This is a genomic window from Streptococcus sp. 9.1(2021) (genome assembly GCF_030466425.1).
GTDB lineage: Bacteria > Bacillota > Bacilli > Lactobacillales > Streptococcaceae > Streptococcus > Streptococcus wuxiensis.
Genome location: NZ_JAGQFU010000001.1, coordinates 780,477 through 798,252, shown reverse-complemented (window position 1 = coordinate 798,252; position 17,776 = coordinate 780,477). Strand labels below are relative to the sequence as shown.

General features: G+C 39.5%; 16 protein-coding genes. 15 read left to right on the top strand and 1 reads right to left on the bottom strand.

Annotation, left to right across the window (positions count from 1 at the left end; all coding sequences use genetic code 11):
- Window positions 1-19 precede the first annotated feature (19 nt).
- The 9 genes from rpsR (at window position 20) to KBU52_RS03830 (ending at window position 6,160) form a co-directional block, all read left to right on the top strand.
- Window positions 20-259, top strand: coding sequence for a 30S ribosomal protein S18 (rpsR, locus tag KBU52_RS03870; protein WP_000068664.1), 240 nt, complete (start codon window positions 20-22; stop codon window positions 257-259).
- Between the two features lie 250 nt (window positions 260-509).
- Window positions 510-1,013 (top strand): GNAT family N-acetyltransferase, encoded by a 504-nt coding sequence (locus tag KBU52_RS03865; RefSeq protein WP_004244450.1) that lies wholly within the window; start codon window positions 510-512, stop codon window positions 1,011-1,013.
- A gap of 80 nt (window positions 1,014-1,093) precedes the next feature.
- Entirely contained in the window at window positions 1,094-2,494 is a 1,401-nt protein-coding gene (locus tag KBU52_RS03860; RefSeq protein ID WP_254724387.1) for a bifunctional Cof-type HAD-IIB family hydrolase/peptidylprolyl isomerase, read from the top strand.
- A gap of 1 nt (window position 2,495) precedes the next feature.
- Window positions 2,496-2,858 (top strand): S1 RNA-binding domain-containing protein, encoded by a 363-nt coding sequence (locus tag KBU52_RS03855; protein WP_004252382.1) that lies wholly within the window; start codon window positions 2,496-2,498, stop codon window positions 2,856-2,858.
- Window positions 2,859-2,906: 48 nt separating this feature from the next.
- The gene (locus KBU52_RS03850; RefSeq protein ID WP_006151401.1) at window positions 2,907-3,656 is read left to right on the top strand and encodes a tRNA1(Val) (adenine(37)-N6)-methyltransferase; all 750 of its coding nucleotides are present in this window, start codon (window positions 2,907-2,909) and stop codon (window positions 3,654-3,656) included.
- Window positions 3,646-3,930: a GIY-YIG nuclease family protein gene (locus tag KBU52_RS03845; protein WP_254724386.1), complete on the top strand. Its 285-nt coding sequence runs from the start codon at window positions 3,646-3,648 to the stop codon at window positions 3,928-3,930. Before KBU52_RS03850 ends, KBU52_RS03845 begins: the two co-directional genes overlap by 11 nt.
- Before the next feature lie 84 nt (window positions 3,931-4,014).
- Window positions 4,015-4,950: a manganese-dependent inorganic pyrophosphatase gene (locus KBU52_RS03840; RefSeq protein ID WP_254724385.1), complete on the top strand. Its 936-nt coding sequence runs from the start codon at window positions 4,015-4,017 to the stop codon at window positions 4,948-4,950.
- Window positions 4,951-5,013: 63 nt separating this feature from the next.
- Entirely contained in the window at window positions 5,014-5,526 is a 513-nt protein-coding gene (locus KBU52_RS03835) for a YiiX/YebB-like N1pC/P60 family cysteine hydrolase (RefSeq protein ID WP_254724384.1), read from the top strand.
- Window positions 5,510-6,160, top strand: a complete 651-nt coding sequence (locus tag KBU52_RS03830) for a DUF1803 domain-containing protein (protein ID WP_254724383.1) — start codon at window positions 5,510-5,512, stop codon at window positions 6,158-6,160. The genes KBU52_RS03835 and KBU52_RS03830 overlap by 17 nt, the downstream gene beginning before the upstream one ends.
- A 33-nt stretch (window positions 6,161-6,193) precedes the next feature.
- Here KBU52_RS03830 and KBU52_RS03825 read toward each other — a convergent pair whose 3' ends face one another.
- Window positions 6,194-7,639: a UDP-N-acetylmuramoyl-L-alanyl-D-glutamate--L-lysine ligase gene (locus tag KBU52_RS03825; RefSeq protein ID WP_254724382.1), complete on the bottom strand. Its 1,446-nt coding sequence runs from the start codon at window positions 7,637-7,639 to the stop codon at window positions 6,194-6,196.
- 105 nt (window positions 7,640-7,744) lie between these two features.
- On the opposite strand from KBU52_RS03825, the gene KBU52_RS03820 reads away from it, so the two are divergent.
- The 6 genes from KBU52_RS03820 (at window position 7,745) to KBU52_RS03795 (ending at window position 17,768) form a co-directional block, all read left to right on the top strand.
- Window positions 7,745-9,367 carry a polysaccharide biosynthesis protein gene (locus KBU52_RS03820; protein WP_025170332.1) on the top strand — a complete coding sequence of 541 codons (1,623 nt, stop codon included), beginning with the start codon at window positions 7,745-7,747 and terminating at the stop codon, window positions 9,365-9,367.
- 201 nt (window positions 9,368-9,568) lie between these two features.
- Window positions 9,569-11,527 carry a peptide ABC transporter substrate-binding protein gene (locus tag KBU52_RS03815; RefSeq protein WP_254724381.1) on the top strand — a complete coding sequence of 653 codons (1,959 nt, stop codon included), beginning with the start codon at window positions 9,569-9,571 and terminating at the stop codon, window positions 11,525-11,527.
- Between the two features lie 145 nt (window positions 11,528-11,672).
- Window positions 11,673-12,767 carry a cystathionine gamma-synthase gene (locus KBU52_RS03810; RefSeq protein ID WP_254724380.1) on the top strand — a complete coding sequence of 365 codons (1,095 nt, stop codon included), beginning with the start codon at window positions 11,673-11,675 and terminating at the stop codon, window positions 12,765-12,767.
- A 4-nt stretch (window positions 12,768-12,771) separates the two neighbouring features.
- Window positions 12,772-13,938 (top strand): MalY/PatB family protein, encoded by a 1,167-nt coding sequence (locus KBU52_RS03805; RefSeq protein WP_254724379.1) that lies wholly within the window; start codon window positions 12,772-12,774, stop codon window positions 13,936-13,938.
- A 91-nt stretch (window positions 13,939-14,029) separates the two neighbouring features.
- Window positions 14,030-17,128, top strand: a complete 3,099-nt coding sequence (locus tag KBU52_RS03800) for a DEAD/DEAH box helicase (protein ID WP_254724378.1) — start codon at window positions 14,030-14,032, stop codon at window positions 17,126-17,128.
- 46 nt (window positions 17,129-17,174) lie between these two features.
- Complete coding sequence (locus KBU52_RS03795; protein WP_006151855.1) at window positions 17,175-17,768, top strand: hypothetical protein; 594 nt, start codon at window positions 17,175-17,177, stop codon at window positions 17,766-17,768.
- The last annotated feature ends 8 nt before the right edge of the window (window positions 17,769-17,776 follow it).

Sequence of the window (17,776 nt, the reverse complement as noted above, 5' to 3'; positions counted from 1 at the left end):
ACTATAAAGGAGAAAAAACATGGCTCAACAACGTCGTGGCGGATTCAAACGCCGTAAAAAAGTTGATTACATCGCAGCAAACAAAATTGAATATGTTGATTACAAAGATACTGAGCTTCTTAGCCGTTTCGTTTCAGAACGTGGGAAAATCCTTCCACGTCGTGTAACTGGAACTTCAGCTAAAAACCAACGTAAAGTAACAACAGCTATCAAACGCGCTCGCGTAATGGCTTTGATGCCTTTCGTAAACGAAGATTAAAAAAAGAGGTCCAGTGGACCTCTTTTTCATGAGCTTGAAAACAAGAGAGCGAGTAAGACCCTTACGGGTCTTTTTTTCATGAGCATTGAAATGTGAGAGCGAGTTGAGGTCCGGTTGGACCTCTTTTTCATGAGCTCGGAAATAAGAAAGCGAATTAAGACCCTTACGGGTCTTTTTTCACGAGATAGTTTTTTTCTGACCTCGACGTGCTATAATTGTAATAGAAAGAGTAAAGGTGGGTAAGTCAAAGATGAATTGTACGATTAGAAATATGATTAAGTCTGATATTGAATCCTTATCTCATGGATTTATGAATCAGGGTTGGCCTGGTAGAGAGGAAATTTTAGCTAGATATTTCCTGGAACAGGAAAGTGGGGAGAGAGAAGTCTTAGTTGCAGAGATTGATGGTGCTGTAGCGGGCTATGTTACCATTTTGCCCTCTGCTAAACATGGTCCTTTTGCAGAAGTCTATCCAGAATTATCAGATTTTAATGTCTTTGAGCCTTTTCGAAATCAAGGGATTGGGAATCAACTGCTAGAAGAAGCAGAAAAACGAGTCAAGTTTGTTTCGAGTAAGGTCACTCTTGGTGTAGGTTTGCACTTAGGCTATGGCCCTGCTCAGAGATTGTATATCAGACGGGGCTACATTCCAGATGGGACAGGTGTCTGGTATCGAAATCAACCCTTGGAAATGAATGCAACTAGCCAAAATAATGATGATTTGGTTTTGTATCTAGTAAAGGAATTCGGATAAGAGACAAGGATTTTATTGGGGATGTGGGATTTCTCTACTTTATGGTATAATGGAAAGAGTGAATTGAAGGAGGTATTATAATGGATGCCAAGTTAAGATACAAGGCTAAGAAGATTAAGATTATCTTTTTTGATATAGATGATACTTTACGAAATTCAAAGACTGGCTTTATTCCAAGCACTATTCCAACAGCCTTTAAACAATTACCTGATAAAGGAATTTTGACAGGAATTGCGACTGGTCGAGGTATTTTTGGTGTCGTCCCAGAGCTTAAAGCCCTCAAACCTGATTTCTTTGTAACCTTGAATGGTGCTTATATTGAGGACAAAAAGGGCAATGTCATTTATAGTAACAAAATTGCTAAAGATAAGGTTGAAGAGTATATTACTTGGACCAAAGAAGTTGGGATTGATTATGGTTTGGTGGGAAGTCATGCTGCTAAACTATCAAGGCGAACAGAGATGATTAGCCAGGCTATTGACCCGATTTATCCTGATTTAGAGGTGGACCCTGATTTTTACCAAAAAGAAGATATTTATCAGATGTGGACCTTTGAGGACCAGGGAGATGACCTGAGATTGCCTGATGCTTTAGCATCGACTTTGCGTATGGTACGCTGGCATGAACATTCGTCAGATGTGGTGCCGATTTCCGGTTCTAAGGCAGCTGGAGTTGCCAAAGTGGTAGACCAATTAGGTTTAAAACCTGAAAACGTTATGGTTTTTGGGGACGGTCTTAACGATTTAGAACTCTTTGATTATGCAGGCATTAGTGTTGCTATGGGGATTTCTCATGAAAAAATCAAAGAAAAAGCAGATTATATTACAAAAACATTAGAAGAAGATGGCATCTTTGATGCCTTAGAAGGATTTGGTATGGTAGAAAAAGAATTACATTTTCCACAAGTAAACATTGAAGCAGTAGAAGGTCCAATTGCGACTATTAAGACAAATCATGGGGATATGCGTATCAAACTTTTCCCTGATCACGCACCAAAAACAGTAGCCAACTTTATTGCTCTGTCAAAAGATGGATACTATGACGGTGTGATTTTCCACCGTATTATTAAAGATTTTATGATTCAAGGTGGAGACCCAACTGGAACCGGTATGGGTGGTGAATCTATCTATGGTGAGTCATTTGAGGATGAGTTTTCAGAAGAACTTTACAATGTCCGTGGAGCACTTTCTATGGCTAATGCTGGGCCAAATACAAATGGTAGCCAGTTCTTTATCGTGCAGAATCAACACTTGCCATATTCTAAGAAAGAAATCGCTCGTGGTGGTTGGCCAGAGCCAATTGCGGAGATTTATGCAGAACAAGGGGGAACTCCTCACCTAGACCGTCGTCATACTGTATTCGGTCAACTTGCGGATGAAGCTTCTTACGAAGTTCTGGATGCAATTGCAGGTGTCGAAACAGGTGCAATGGACAAGCCAGTTGAAGATGTCGTAATTGAAACTATTGAAATTGAGGACTAAAATGAAAATCGGTGATAAGCTAAATGGCCGTATTACTGGGATTCAGCCCTATGGAGCTTTTGTTGAGTTAGAAACAGGAGTGACAGGACTGATTCATATTTCGGAGATTCGGACAGGATTTATCGAGAATATTTACGAGGTTTTAAAAATCGGTGATGAGGTCCAGGTACAAGTAGTAGATTTTGACGAATATACAGGGAAGGCTAGCCTTTCCATTCGTACCTTGGAAGAAGAAAAACATCAACTTCCTAGACGGAGACGTTTTTCGAATGATCGCATCAAACATGGATTCGCGCCGCTTGGTCGCATGATGCCTGTTTGGACACGAGAAGCCTTGGAACATTTAAAGAAAAACAGTAATTGATATCCCTCAAATCATTGTGATGTTATTATATTTTGCTATAATGGAAGTATGAACGAAGAACAATTATTAAAAACAGGAGAGCGCATTAATCAACTCTTCTCTACAGATATCAAGATTATTCAAAATAGTGAGGTTTTCAGCTATTCGGTGGATAGTGTACTTTTGTCACGCTTTCCTCGTTTTCCGAAAAATGGTTTGATAGTAGATTTCTGTGCGGGCAATGGAGCTGTTGGATTGTTTGCCAGTAGCCGGACCAAAGCTAAAATTCTATCTGTAGAAATTCAGGAACGTCTTGCTGATATGGCCGAACGCTCAGTACGTTTAAATGGGCTGGACGGACAGATGCAGGTCATCTGTGATGATTTGAAGAATATGCCTAGTCACATTCAGGGGAGCAAGGTTGATTTGATTTTATGCAATCCGCCTTATTTTAAAGTGGATCCAAATTCTAATCTGAACGAAAGTGAGCATTACCTTTTAGCTCGGCATGAAATTACAACCAATCTTAAGGAAATCTGTCGTAGTGCCCAGAGTATTCTCAAATCAAATGGGCGTTTGGCAATGGTTCATCGTCCTGATCGATTATTAGATATCTTAGCTACGCTCCAACAGCATAATCTGGCTCCAAAACGTCTGCAATTTGTTTATCCTAAACGGGAGAAGGAAGCTAATATGCTTTTGATTGAAGCTATCAAGGACGGCTCCACTAGTGGCTTTAAGGTTTTACCACCACTCATTGTTCATAATAGTGATGGTACTTATACACCGGAAATTCAAGAGATTTACTATGGATCATAAGGCTTATATGTATGTGGTTGAGTGTTGTGATGATTCCTACTATACAGGCTATACAACAGATGTGAAGAAACGGATTGCCGTGCACAATAGCGGTAAAGGAGCCAAGTATACACGAGCTCGCTTGCCAGTAAAACTCATCTTTGCGGAAGGTTTTGACAGCAAGGAAGAGGCCATGTCTGCTGAAGCTCTTTTCAAGCGCAAGACTCGCATGCAAAAAGAACATTATCTCAAAGAGAGTCAAAATAAGAATTTAGTCGATGCTTTTGATATGTAATGAGGAGTCCTTTGGCTCCTCTTATTTTTGTCAAAAATTGAAAAAAATGCTACAATAAAGAGAATAAAGAAACGAGGTATTATCATGTCTAAGATTCTAGTATTTGGTCACCAAAACCCTGATTCAGATGCCATTGGTTCATCTGTAGCTTTTGCTTACCTTGCAAAAGAAGCTTACGGTTTGGATACAGAAGCGGTTGCTCTTGGAACTCTAAATGAAGAAACAACTTTCGTCTTGAACTATTTTGGTGTAGACGCACCGCGCGTGATCACATCTGCTAAAGCAGAAGATGCAGAGCAAGTCATCTTAACAGACCACAATGAATTCCAACAATCTGTTTCAGATATCGCTGAAGTAGAAGTTTACGGTGTGGTGGATCACCACCGTGTGGCTAACTTTGAAACTGCCAGCCCACTTTACATGCGTTTGGAACCAGTTGGATCCACATCTTCTATCGTATACCGCATGTTCAAAGAACATGGTGTAGCTGTTCCAAAAGAAATTGCAGGTTTGATGCTATCTGGTTTGATTTCAGATACCCTTCTTTTGAAATCACCAACCACTCACCCATCAGATAAAGTCATTGCTCCTGAATTGGCTGAATTGGCTGGTGTGAACTTGGAAGAATACGGTCTTGCCATGCTCAAGGCTGGTACCAACTTGGCAAGTAAATCTGCTGAAGAATTGATTGATATCGATGCCAAGACATTTGAACTCAATGGAAACAATGTCCGTGTGGCTCAAGTGAACACAGTTGATATTGCTGAAGTATTGGAACGACAAGCTGAAATCGAAGCAGCCATCCAAGCCGCAATTGCAGCTAACGGCTACTCTGACTTTGTCTTGATGATTACAGATATCGTCAACTCTAACTCAGAAATTTTGGCTCTTGGTGCTAATATGGACAAGGTAGAAGCAGCCTTTAACTTCAAACTTGAAAACAACCACGCTTTCCTTCCAGGTGCTGTTTCACGTAAGAAACAAGTGGTACCACAATTGACTGAAAGCTTTAATGCATAATCATAGATGGGGAAGCCCATTGTTAAAAAGGAGTTTCGGCTCCTTTTTTGCTAGGAGAGAAGTATGTTAGAAAATGGTGATTTGATTTTTGTGAAAGATGATTCGGATATAGGACAGGCCATCCAGGAGTCTACTGGTCACTATAGCCATGTGGCCATCTTTTTGGACGGACAGGTCTATCATGCCACGGTGGAAGGTGGCGTCCTTACCCAGGCTCCTGAGGACTTCTTTGAAGCTGGAAAAGTCTATGACCTTTATCACTATGAGCAGATTGATGGTGCAGAGGTCAAAAAGCGAGCAGAGAGTCTCTTAGGGGCTCCCTACAATGCGTCCTTTTATCCAGATGGAGATGGTTTCTATTGTTCCCAGTTTGTAGCAGAAATCCTCCCTATTTATGAGACCATTCCCATGAAGTTTGGGGATGATACACAGGAAATCAGTGATTTCTGGAGAGAATACTATCGAGAGTTGGGGCTTCCTGTGCCTCTGAACCAACCGGGGACCAATCCCAGTCAATTAGCAGTATCTCCTCTTTTAGTTTGTAAAGAAAGGAATCTTTATGATTCAGATTTTTAATCCATCTCGCTTAACGCGACAGCCATTCTTTAAGGATTTGGTTGACTATCTTGATCAGCATGACGATGTGATCCTCCGTGAAATCAAGGCTCAGTTTCCAGAGATACCAGTTGATAAGTTTTTGGAGGAATATATTAAAGCGGGTTTGATTTTGAGAGAAAACAAACGCTATTATCTCAATCTTCCCTTTCTAGAATCTACAGAATCTCTTGCACTTGACCAAGAAGTCTTTGTGAGGGATGATAGTCCTATCTATCAAGAAATCCTGGAGAAAGATTTTCAGACAGAATTGCGCAATCAAACAAATGCAGCTATCCTAGAAGAGCACACCGATTTTGCCAGGGAAAAGATGACCTTGTCTAATTACTTCTACAAGGTCAAGTTCCAGTATCCACTAACGGAAGAACAGCAGAGACTGTATGAAATTTTAGGGGATGTCAATCCTGAGTATGCTCTCAAGTACATGACTACTTTTTTGCTCAAGTTCCTCAAAAAAGACCAGCTCTTACAGAAACGACGTGATATCTTTGTTGATAGTCTAGTCTTATTAGGCTACATCGTTCAAAATGAAGATGGGAAATATGAGTTGGCTGTAGAATTTGATAAAGAACGATTCATTTTTATAAAAAAATAAGGCTAGGATATTTCCTAGCCTTATTTAAATATACTATAGATAACGTTCTGCAACAGCAGCATCTCCAGGATAGTCTTCTTTCTTACCTTGGATGATTTGGTAGCAGTCAGCTCCTTTACCAGCGATAATGACCGCATCCAGTTCTTGACTTGTAACTGACATCGCAGTCTTGATAGCTTGCTCACGGTCAGCAATCTTTTCAACAGGACGATGGATGTAGCTACTAATTTCATCAGCAATGGCCATTGGATCTTCATAGTTTGGATCGTCAGCCGTTAGAAATACTTGAATTTCAGGATGTTGATCGAGGAGAAGTCCAAAGTCCTTGCGACGGCTTTCTCCCTTGTTTCCAGTAGAACCAAGAACTAAAGCAATTTTTCCAGTCTGATGCGTTTCAACGACTGAGATCAATTTCTTCAAGCTATCACCATTATGGGCGTAGTCGATGAAAACTTTTGCACCATTTTTCTGAGTGAGAACTTCCATACGGCCAGGGACACGAGTAGTAGCAATCCCTTTTTTAATGTCTTCAAGACTAGCACCTAAACGAAGGCAGGCAAGTCCTGCAGCGACTGCATTTTCTTGGTTAAAATGTCCAATCAACTGGATGTCATAATCATCAGCTAATTTACCAGTAGCTGAGAAGCTAAAGGCTTTGGAGTTTTCGATTTGGTTATCAGATTGGCTACCGTAGAAGTCATGTTCTTGATTTTCTACTTGTTCTTTTAGAACAGAGAAGTGGTCCATATCGCTATTAATGACAACTGCTCGGCTATTTTTCATCAAGAGACGCTTGTGGTAGAAGTAGTCTTCAAAGGTTGGATGCTCAATAGGACCAATATGGTCAGGACTGATATTTAGGAATACTCCTACATCAAAAGTGAGGCCGTAGACTCGCTTCACCAAGTAGGCTTGACTAGAAACTTCCATAATCAGGTGGCTTCTTCCATTATCAACTGCCTGCGCCATCATATCAAAGAGGTCGATGCTTTCAGGTGTTGTCAGAGCAGACTTGAAGAAAGTTTTTCCGTCCAAAGTCGTATTCATAGTTGATAACATAGCAGGACGATGTTGCTGATTTAAGATATTGTAGGCGAAGTATGCCGCTGTTGTTTTTCCTTTGGTCCCAGTGAAAGCGAGAAGTTTTAGTTTTTCCTGCGGATTGCCATAAAATTCCATGGCAATCAAACTCATAGCCTTCTTAATATCGCTAACAACGATGACAGGAATGCCTACTTCATAATCCTGCTCCGCTACATACCAACCGAGTCCTTGTGAGATTGCTGAAAGAAGAAATTCCTTCTTGAAAGCAGCTCCCTTAACAAAAAATAGGCTATTATCTTTTGCTTTTCGGCTATCGTAGCAGATGCTATCAAAAGTTACATCATTAAAATTATAGTGGTAATGTCCTTGGTCGATAATCTCACGGAAGAGATCGTCTTTCTTTAAAATATCTAATACGGTTTCAATCTTTATCATACTTTCTATTGTAAACTGAAAGTCTGAATTTTACAAGTAACAAGGAAAAGTTTATAATGGAAGATAAGGAACTTTTCCTAGTGATTAAAATTGAATGAGGAAGTTATGTCTAACGAAAATAATCATCAGCAGGCCCAGATGTTACGCGGGACTGCTTGGCTTACAGCTAGTAACTTTATCAGTCGCCTGCTCGGGGCTATTTACATTATCCCTTGGTATATTTGGATGGGAACATATGCTGCTAAGGCTAATGGTCTCTTTACCATGGGTTACAATATCTATGCTTGGTTCTTGTTGATTTCGACAGCAGGTATCCCAGTGGCGGTCGCAAAGCAGGTCGCTAAATACAATACCATGCATGAGGAAGAGCATAGTTTTGCCCTGATTCGAAGTTTCTTGGGCTTTATGACTGTGCTAGGACTTGCCTTTGCCTTGATCTTATACCTCTTTGCACCTTGGTTGGCGGACCTTTCCGGAGTCGGTAAGGACTTAATTCCAATTATGCAAAGTTTAGCGTGGGCTGTCTTGATATTCCCATCTATGAGTGTTATCCGTGGATTTTTCCAAGGGATGAATAATCTTAAACCTTATGCCATGAGTCAAATTGCTGAGCAGGTTATCCGTGTCATTTGGATGCTCTTAGCAACCTTTATCATCATGAAGCTCGGTTCAAAGGATTATCTATCAGCTGTTACCCAATCTACCTTTGCAGCTTTTGTGGGAATGGTAGCTAGTTTTGCAGTCTTACTTTATTTCCTTTATAAGGAAGGATTGCTCCAAAAAGTTTTTGAAACACGAGATAAGATTGACAGTAAGAGTCTTTTGGTTGATACGATTAAGGAAGCAATTCCTTTTATCTTGACTGGTTCGGCTATTCAGCTTTTCCAAATCTTGGACCAAATGACCTTTATCAATAGCATGAAGTGGTTTACCAACTATAGTAATGAAGACTTAGTTGTCATGTTTTCTTATTTCTCTGCCAATCCTAATAAAATCACTATGATTTTGATTTCGGTTGGAGTTTCGATTGGTAGTGTTGGTCTGCCTCTCTTGACTGAGAACTATGTCAAAGGGGATTTGCCAGCGGCTTCTCGTCTAGTTCAAGATAGTATCACCATGCTCTTCCTATTCCTCTTACCAGCAACGGTTGGTGTAGTTATGGTAGGTGAACCCCTCTATACAGTCTTTTACGGTAAGCCAGATGGCTTGGCTATGGGTTTGTTTGTCTTTGCAGTCTTGCAGTCAACAATTCTAGGTTTGTACATGGTTTTGTCGCCGATGCTTCAGGCGATGTTTCGTAACCGCAAAGCAGTCTTGTATTTTGTATATGGTTCTATCGCCAAAATTATTCTTCAAATACCATCAATAGCGATATTCCATAGTTATGGCCCTTTAATTTCAACAACAATCGGACTCATTATTCCAAATGTTTTGATGTACCGTGATATATGTGAGGTGACAGGTGCGCGTCGAAAGATTATTCTGAAGAGAACAATCTTAGTTACTATTTTGACTCTAGTTATGTTTATTCTAGTAGGACTCTTGCAATGGATTATTGGATTTGTCTTCCAACCAACTGGACGTTTCTGGAGTTTCCTATATGTCGCCTTAATTGGTACAATCGGTGGCGGGCTTTACGGAGTTATGTGTCTCTATACTCGTCTCTTGGATAAGGTTATTGGACAGGAAAAAGCCAATCAGTTACGAGCACGATTAAAATTATCATAAAAATTTATAAATAAAATGAATAATTTGAACTTTTCTATCCGAAAAAGTTTAAATTGTTCATTTTTTTATTTAAAAAATAGGATAAAATATAAAATTAGTAGAAAAAAATCTATAATTTGGTAAAAATTAGATAAAATCACTTGACTAAAAAAAACAATAGCTGTATAATGATACAAATATTTAAATTTGGAGGTTCTGTTTATGAAAAAGTCTAAGGCAAAATATCTGACGTTAGCAGGCGTTGTCCTAAGTGCAGGTCTGCTATTGGCGGCTTGTAGCAACTCAGCTAGTTCTACTAAAACATACAACTATGTATATAGTAGCGATCCATCTAGTCTAAACTATCTCTTAGAGAATCGTGCAACAACAGGTGATGTTGTGACAAACTTGGTAGATGGTTTGATGGAAAATGACCAGTATGGAAATTATATTCCTTCATTGGCAGAAGATTGGACTGTATCCCAAGATGGTTTGACTTATACTTACAAACTTCGTAAGGACGCCAAATGGTATACAGCAGATGGTGAAGAGTATGCACCAGTGACAGCACAAGATTTTGTGACAGGATTGAAATATGCTGCGGATAAAAAATCTGAAGCTCTCTATCTAGTTCAAGATTCTGTTGCTGGCTTGGATGACTATATCAACGGAAAAACAACAGACTTTTCAACAGTTGGTGTAAAGGCTATTGACGACCAAACTGTCCAATATACCTTGACTCACCCAGAAACTTACTGGAACTCAAAAACAACTGCGACTATTCTGTTCCCAGTAAATGCAGACTTCTTGAACTCAAAAGGGGATGATTTCGGTAAAGTGGATCCAGCAAATATCTTGTATAATGGTCCATTTATTCTCAAATCATTCACATCTAAATCTGTCATGGAATACAAGAAAAATCCAAATTACTGGGATGCAAAAAATGTATTCGTAGATGAAGTGAAGTTGACTTACTACGATGGAAGCGACCAAGATGCCTTGGCACGTAACTTCATGGAAGGAGTTTATAGCTACGCACGTCTCTATCCAAATAGTTCGAGCTTTGAAGGAATTAAGGAAAAGAATAAAGATAATATTATTTACAGCATGCAAGATGCGACATCCTACTATTATAACTTTAACCTAGATAGACAATCTTATAACCATACTTCAAAAACAACTGATGCTGAAAAGACAGCCCAACAAGAAGCAGTTTTGAATAAATCATTCCGTCAGGCTATCAACTTTGCCTATGACCGTACTGCTTATGGTGCCCAATCTCAAGGGGAAGATGGAGCAACTAAGATTATCAGAAACTTGCTCGTTCCACCATCATTTGTAACACTTGATGGTAAAGATTTTGGTGATGTCGTAGCTTCTAAGATGGTCAATTACGGTCAAGTATGGCAAAATATGAACTTCGCTGATGCCCAAGATGCTTACTACAATGCCGATAAGGCCAAAGAAGTTTTTGCTCAAGCCAAGAAAGAATTGGAAGCCAAAGGTGTTCAATTCCCAATTCACCTGGATTTACCGGTTGACCAAACCTTTAAGAAGGGGGTGTTAGAGGCAAGTTCTTTCAAACAGTCTATTGAATCTGTTCTAGGTGCAGATAATGTCGTTATCGATATTCAAATGCTGACTACTGAGGAAATGGATAGTATTGGTTATCTAGCGAATACAGCTGCACAAAAAGACTATGACCTTTATAACGGTGGTTGGGGACCAGACTACCAAGACCCATCAACTTACCTCGATACTCTTAGCTTAACAAGTGGTGGCTCACTACAAAACCTTGGTTTGGAACCAGGAGCAACCAATGCTAAAGCAACAGCTGTTGGTTTGGATGTCTATACTAAGATGTTGGAAGAAGCCAATGCTGAACAAGATTTGAACAAACGTTATGATAAATACGCTGAAGCACAAGCTTGGTTGGTGGATAGCTCTCTAGCAATTCCAAACGTTTCTAAAGGTGGAACACCTACATTGAGAAAAACAGTTCCATTCTCTGCCGCCTTCTCTCAAGCTGGTAATAAGGGTGTTGAATCCTACAAATACGTGAAATTGCAAGATAAGATTGTCACAACAGCTGAGTATGAAGAAGCTAGACAAAAATGGCTGAAAGAAAAAGAAGAATCTAATAAAAAAGCCCAAGAAGATTTTGCTAAACACGTTAAATAATCAGTCTATTCAACAGGAAAAACGATAGTTTCTAAGGAAGCTATCGTTTTTGTATAGTTTGAAACTATAACTAGCTCTTGAAAACAAGAAAACGAAGGATCCAAAATAAGTGGTACAATAGTTACTATAGATTTGGAGGTAAAGTATGAGCAAATCATTTCACATCAACACAATTTTAGCCCAAGCAGGCATCAAGTCTGATGAGGCAACAGGTGCTTTGGTTACACCTATTCACTTTTCAACGACCTATCAACATCCAGAATTTGGTCAATCAACTGGATTTGACTATACCCGCACCAAAAACCCAACTCGTAGCAAGGCAGAGGAAGTTTTGGCAGCTATTGAATCAGCCAAGTATGCTTTGGCGACTAGTTCAGGTATGTCTGCGATTGTGTTAGCCTTTAGCGTTTTTCCAGTAGGAAGCAAGGTTTTAGCTGTCCGTGACCTTTACGGTGGTTCTTTCCGCTGGTTCAATCAAGTGGAGCAGGAAGGACGATTCCACTTTACCTATGCCAACACAGAAGAAGAGCTAATTGCCGAGCTAGAAAAGGATGTGGATGTACTTTATATCGAAACACCAACCAACCCTTTGATGTTGGAATTTGATATTGAAAAATTATCAAAGTTAGCTCATGCTAAAGGGGCGACAGTTGTGGTGGATAATACCTTCTACAGCCCTATTTACCAACGCCCGATAGAAGAAGGAGCTGATATTGTCCTTCATTCAGCGACAAAATACCTTGCAGGCCATAATGATGTTCTAGCCGGTGTAGTTGTGACAGATAATGCTGATTTGTACGAAAAACTCTTTTACAATCTCAACACGACAGGGGCTGTTTTGTCACCATTTGATAGTTATCAATTGATTCGCGGACTTAAAACTTTGTCACTTCGTATGGAGCGCTCAACAGCTAATGCTCAAGAAATCGTAGCCTTTTTGGAACAATCACCTGCAGTCAAAGAAGTCTTGTATACAGGTCGCGGGGGAATGATTTCCTTTAAAGTAGCAGATGAGAAGCGTATCCCTCATATCTTAAACACTTTGAAAGTATTCTCTTTTGCTGAAAGTCTGGGTGGTGTAGAAAGTCTGATTACCTACCCAACCACTCAAACCCATGCAGACATTCCTGCAGAGGTTCGTCATTCTTATGGATTAACAGATGACCTTTTACGCTTGTCTATTGGTATTGAGGATGCAAGGGACTTGATTGAAGATTTGCGTCAAGCTTTGGAAGGATAAGACTATGGGAAAATATGATTTTACGACTTTACCCAATCGTTTTGGACATCATACCTACAAATGGAAAGAAGCAGAGACTGACCGTCAAGTATTGCCAGCCTGGATTGCTGATATGGACTTTGAAGTCTTACCTGAGATTCGTCAGACTGTCCATGACTATGCTGAGCAATTAGTCTATGGTTATACCTATGCTAGTGATGGATTGATTGTAGCCGTTCAAAACTGGGAGGAAAAACACCATAGTTATCGCTTTGAAAAGGATGCTCTAGTCTTTATCGAAGGGGTAGTTCCAGCTATTTCAACAGCCATTCAATCCTTTACCAAAGAAGGCCAAGCAGTTCTGATTAACACACCGGTTTATCCTCCTTTTGCTCGAAGCATTAAGCTCAATAATCGTAGACTAATCACCAACTCTCTAGTAGAAAAAGACGGACTTTTTGAGATTGACTTTGATCAATTGGAGAAAGACTTTGTCGAAGAAGATGTGAAACTCTACGTTCTCTGCAATCCTCATAATCCTGGTGGACGCGTTTGGGAAAAGGAAGTCTTAGAGAAGATTGGACAACTGTGTCAAAAACATGGAGTTTTGCTAGTATCTGATGAGATTCACCAAGATTTAGCTCTATTTGGAAACAAGCACCAGTCATTCAACACGGTAAATGAAGATTTTAAAGAATTTTCACTGATTTTAAGTAGTGCTACCAAGACCTTCAACATTGCTGGGACGAAAAATTCTTACGCTATTATCGAAAATCCTAAGTTGAGACTTGCTTTCCAAAAACGCCAACTGGCTAATAATCAACATGAAATCTCAGGTTTGGGATATTTGGCAACAGAAGCTGCCTATCGATATGGTGAAGATTGGTTGACAGAACTCAAAGAACTGATTGAGAAACACATCAATTATGTAGTGGATGTATTTGGCAAAGAAACTAAAATCAAGGTCATGAAACCTCAAGGGACCTATCTCATTTGGCTTGATTTTTCAGCCTATGATATTAGCGATGAAGAGTTAAGAAAGCTTTTAAGAGACGAAGCCAAAGTTATCCTGAACAGAGGCTTGGACTTTGGTGAAGAAGGAGCCCTCCACGCTCGTCTCAATGTAGCCATGCCAACATCTATTTTGGAAGAAGTTTGCCAACGAATCATTGCCACTTTTTCAAATCTTTAAAAACTAGCCTTTTAGGAGAAAAGTCTTCCTAGAAGGCTATTTTCATAGGCGAAAATATGGTATAATTAAGAGATAAAGTAAAGGGGAAATTATGGCTAAATTGATTCCAGGAAAGCTTCGAATGGAGGGAGTGGAACTCTATGAAACTGGTCAGATTGAAATCATTAAAGAACAAGACCATCGCATCTATGCGCGTGTAGCGGAAGAAGAAATTCGTTATAGTTTAGACGATGACTTGATTTTTTGTGCATGTGATTTTTTCAAAAAAAGAGGTTACTGTGTTCATTTAGCAGCTCTAGAATATTACTTGAAAAATGACCAGCTAGGACAGGAAATCTTACTCAATCTGGAGGCTAATCAGGAAGAGAAGGAGACTGTTGAGACACAGGTGACTTTCGGAGGAGAATTCTTGAAGTCTATCCAAGTTCCGCGTCAGACTGACAAATATCAGCTTTCTGCTCAAGGGCAGGTGGAAGCAGGAACCAATCGCATTATCTGGACTTTAAGAATTGGTCTTGCTCAGCAAGACAAATTTTATATGATTAGGGATATCCCTCTTTTCTTAAAAGTTATAGAGGCTTGCAAACCTTACATGATAGGAAAACATTACGAGTCTTCTTTAAGATTTGAGTACTTTGATAAAGACAGCCAGGAAGTCTTGAATTTCTTACTAGGTTTGGTTGAGGAGAAGATTGAGTACACTATTTTTTTCCCAAATCAAGGACGACACCTCTATTTCCCTAAGACTTTTTTTGAGCAAGGGGTTTGTCTCTTAATGGGCTTAGATGTGTTTCAATTTGATCATCAGATTTCAAATTATCATGAACTCCTTTTCCAAGATTTTGATGGCCAAGCAGGCTTGTTTTCTTTTGAGATTGAAGAAAAATCCACCTATTATGAGATGGAAATTTTCGAACAGGCAGGGATCAATTTCTTTTATAGGGGACAAGTACTATTCTCAAAAGGGAATTTTTTCCTGATGACGAAAAAACAGGCTAGTTTATTAGATGCGCTTAGAAAAGTTCCTTTAGACAATGGTGGCAAAAAAATCTTACAGTTTGATACTCGTGATCGAGATCTTTTAGCTTCGACCTTGTCACAGTTTAAATGCTTAGGAAAAGTAGAGGCTCCTGATTCACTACAAATCCAATCCTTCCGTCCGTCTTTTTACATGGATCGTGAAGAGGATGGTTCTATTCGATTAGATATGCAATTTCAATATGAAACTTGCCTAGTAACCAATCGTAATGAACTAGAGAACCTCCCTTTTGCTAGTGACATTCAATTGGAAAAACAGATTTTTCAGTTGGCCTTATCTGCTGGGTTTGAAGCGGATTTTCGTTCGTGGCGTCAAAGTTTGAAAGCAGAAGCTGTCCATGCTTTCTTTCAGGAAGTTTTACCAGCCTTTGCAGCACTTGGAGAATTAAAGATTTCAGAGAGCATGCAAGATCTTTATCAAATTCAAAAACCTCAAGTTCAGATATCATCCAAGGGAAGTCTTTTAGAAATTCAATTTGATTTCCAGGATATTGATCAAGAAGAAATCAATCGAGCAATGAAAGCTCTCGTTGCCAAGCAGGACTATTATATTAGCTCGTCTGATCAGGTCTATTATTTTGATGAACAGACAAAACGTATTCGACAAGATTTAGAGGAATTAGGAATTGATGAGATAGAGAGTACTGCTTTCCAGGCTCGCAAGTCTTTGGCTTATACCTTATCTCATCTGTTTAAGGACCAGGACCAAGTTACTTTTACTGATGAATTTCGTCATTTGGCGCATCATTTAACGCATCCAGAGGATTTTCCGATGAAGTCTCTAGATATTCGAGCCCAACTCAGGGATTATCAGAAAAAAGGGATTCAATGGCTTCAGATGTTAGACCATTATGGATTTGGTGGAATTTTAGCTGATGATATGGGTCTTGGAAAAACCTTACAAGCCATCGCCTTTTTAAGTAGCCAACTTCAGGAGAATAGCCGTGTCTTGATTCTTGCTCCATCTGGTCTCATCTATAATTGGGCTGATGAATTTAAAAAATTTGCACCAAATTTGGATGTGGCTGTCGTACATGGATTGAAACCTTATCGCGAGACTATTTTAGCAGAAAAACATCAGGTCTATGTGACCAGTTATGCCACTTTCCGTCAGGATAGTGAAATCTATCGAAATTTATCTTTTGATTTTCTATTTCTAGATGAAGCACAAGTGATGAAAAATGCCCAAACCAAAATTGCTAAGATTTTGAGAAAGTTTGTGGTTCCATCAGTTTTTGCTCTTTCCGGAACACCAATTGAAAATAATCTAGGGGAATTATGGTCTATCTTTCAGATTGTATTGCCAGGACTTTTGCCGGCAAAAAAAGACTTTATGAAATTGCCCGCTGAGAGAGTGGCACAGTTTATCAAACCATTTGTCATGCGTCGAAAAAAAGAGGATGTTCTTACAGAGTTACCTGATCTGATAGAAGTCGTTTATAAAAATGAACTGGAGGACCAGCAAAAAGCTATCTATCTAGCTCAACTTCAACAGATGCAAGAGCGCTTGGGACAAGTGACCGATGCTGAATTTCAACGAAATCGAGTTGAAATTTTAACAGGACTCATGCGTCTTCGCCAGATTTGTGATACTCCAGCTCTATTTATGGAGGATTATAAGGGAGATAGCGGGAAGCTTGATAGTTTACGAGATCTGCTAAGTCAAATTGCTGAGGGAAATCATCGTGTACTCATCTTCTCTCAATTTAGGGGAATGCTTGATCGCATCGAAAAGGAGTTGCCTCAGCTTGGCTTAACTTCCTTTAAGATTACTGGCTCCACACCATCACAGGAGCGTCAAGAAATGACCAAGGCTTTTAACCAAGGTGAGCGCGATGTGTTTTTGATTTCTCTAAAAGCTGGTGGAGTTGGTCTCAATCTTACTGGTGCGGATACAGTTATTCTGGTAGACTTATGGTGGAATCCGGCAGTTGAATCGCAGGCTATTGGCCGGGCCCACCGTATGGGACAAGAGCAAGCCGTTGAGGTGTATCGTCTGGTAACTAGAGGTACAATCGAGGAGAAGATTCAAGAGTTGCAGGAAGAGAAAAAGAATCTGGTCTCAGAAGTATTGGATGGAACAGAGTCTCGTGGAAGTCTCACACTTACTGAAATTCAAGAAATATTAGGAATTTCTGAAGCCAAGACTTGAAAAATCAAGACTTTACGTTATAATGGAGTATTGAAAGGGAATAAAAATGAAACAAGTACGATTTCCAATAGTGTCAGATGATGAGATTATGCTGACAGAGATGCCATTTATGGATTTATATGATGAGTCGGATCTCATTAGTAATATCAAGGGAGATTACCAGGACAAAAACTACTTGGAATGGTCACCAATTACTACCGAAAAAAAGCCACTGGTTCAAGCATCAGATAAGCTACCTGAAAAGAAGGAAAAATCCTATGCTGAACTTGCTCGTGAAGAAGCAAGAGCCGATCTAAAACGGAAACGTTCAGCAAAATATTTGACTCAAGATGTTAGTTTTACGAAACGTTATAAACCTTCAAATAATGTAGTAAGACAGGCAAATCAGCCAACAGCTCCTTTCCAAAAGGAAAATCCTGGGGAGCTAGCAAAATTTAGTGACAAACTAACTCAGAACCATTATATTTTGGCTGAAATGGCTCCTCAGATGCAACAGACAAGCAAAGAAGAGCATCTTGGACCAAAGAAAAATAATTATGATTTTTTAAAGAAAAGCCAAATTTATAACAAAAAAGAAAATCAATCAGAAAAAGAACGTAAAATTGCTCAAGAGTTGAACTTGACAAATATGACAGAGTAAAGGGGAAA

Bases quoted from the DNA above. Each gene is read 5' to 3' on its own strand.
- KBU52_RS03855 (WP_004252382.1), top strand. From the start codon at position 2,496: ATGAAAATCGGTGATAAGCTAAATGGCCGTATTACTGGGATTCAGCCC.
- KBU52_RS03820 (WP_025170332.1), top strand. From the start codon at position 7,745: ATGTCTAACGAAAATAATCATCAGCAGGCCCAGATGTTACGCGGGACT.
- KBU52_RS03840 (WP_254724385.1), top strand. From the start codon at position 4,015: ATGTCTAAGATTCTAGTATTTGGTCACCAAAACCCTGATTCAGATGCC.
- KBU52_RS03835 (WP_254724384.1), top strand. From the start codon at position 5,014: ATGTTAGAAAATGGTGATTTGATTTTTGTGAAAGATGATTCGGATATA.
- KBU52_RS03850 (WP_006151401.1), top strand. From the start codon at position 2,907: ATGAACGAAGAACAATTATTAAAAACAGGAGAGCGCATTAATCAACTC.
- KBU52_RS03810 (WP_254724380.1), top strand. From the start codon at position 11,673: ATGAGCAAATCATTTCACATCAACACAATTTTAGCCCAAGCAGGCATC.
- KBU52_RS03815 (WP_254724381.1), top strand. From the start codon at position 9,569: ATGAAAAAGTCTAAGGCAAAATATCTGACGTTAGCAGGCGTTGTCCTA.
- rpsR (WP_000068664.1), top strand. From the start codon at position 20: ATGGCTCAACAACGTCGTGGCGGATTCAAACGCCGTAAAAAAGTTGAT.
- KBU52_RS03860 (WP_254724387.1), top strand. From the start codon at position 1,094: ATGGATGCCAAGTTAAGATACAAGGCTAAGAAGATTAAGATTATCTTT.
- KBU52_RS03825 (WP_254724382.1), bottom strand. From the start codon at position 7,639: ATGATAAAGATTGAAACCGTATTAGATATTTTAAAGAAAGACGATCTC.
- KBU52_RS03800 (WP_254724378.1), top strand. From the start codon at position 14,030: ATGGCTAAATTGATTCCAGGAAAGCTTCGAATGGAGGGAGTGGAACTC.
- KBU52_RS03830 (WP_254724383.1), top strand. From the start codon at position 5,510: ATGATTCAGATTTTTAATCCATCTCGCTTAACGCGACAGCCATTCTTT.
- KBU52_RS03795 (WP_006151855.1), top strand. From the start codon at position 17,175: ATGAAACAAGTACGATTTCCAATAGTGTCAGATGATGAGATTATGCTG.
- KBU52_RS03805 (WP_254724379.1), top strand. From the start codon at position 12,772: ATGGGAAAATATGATTTTACGACTTTACCCAATCGTTTTGGACATCAT.
- KBU52_RS03845 (WP_254724386.1), top strand. From the start codon at position 3,646: ATGGATCATAAGGCTTATATGTATGTGGTTGAGTGTTGTGATGATTCC.
- KBU52_RS03865 (WP_004244450.1), top strand. From the start codon at position 510: ATGAATTGTACGATTAGAAATATGATTAAGTCTGATATTGAATCCTTA.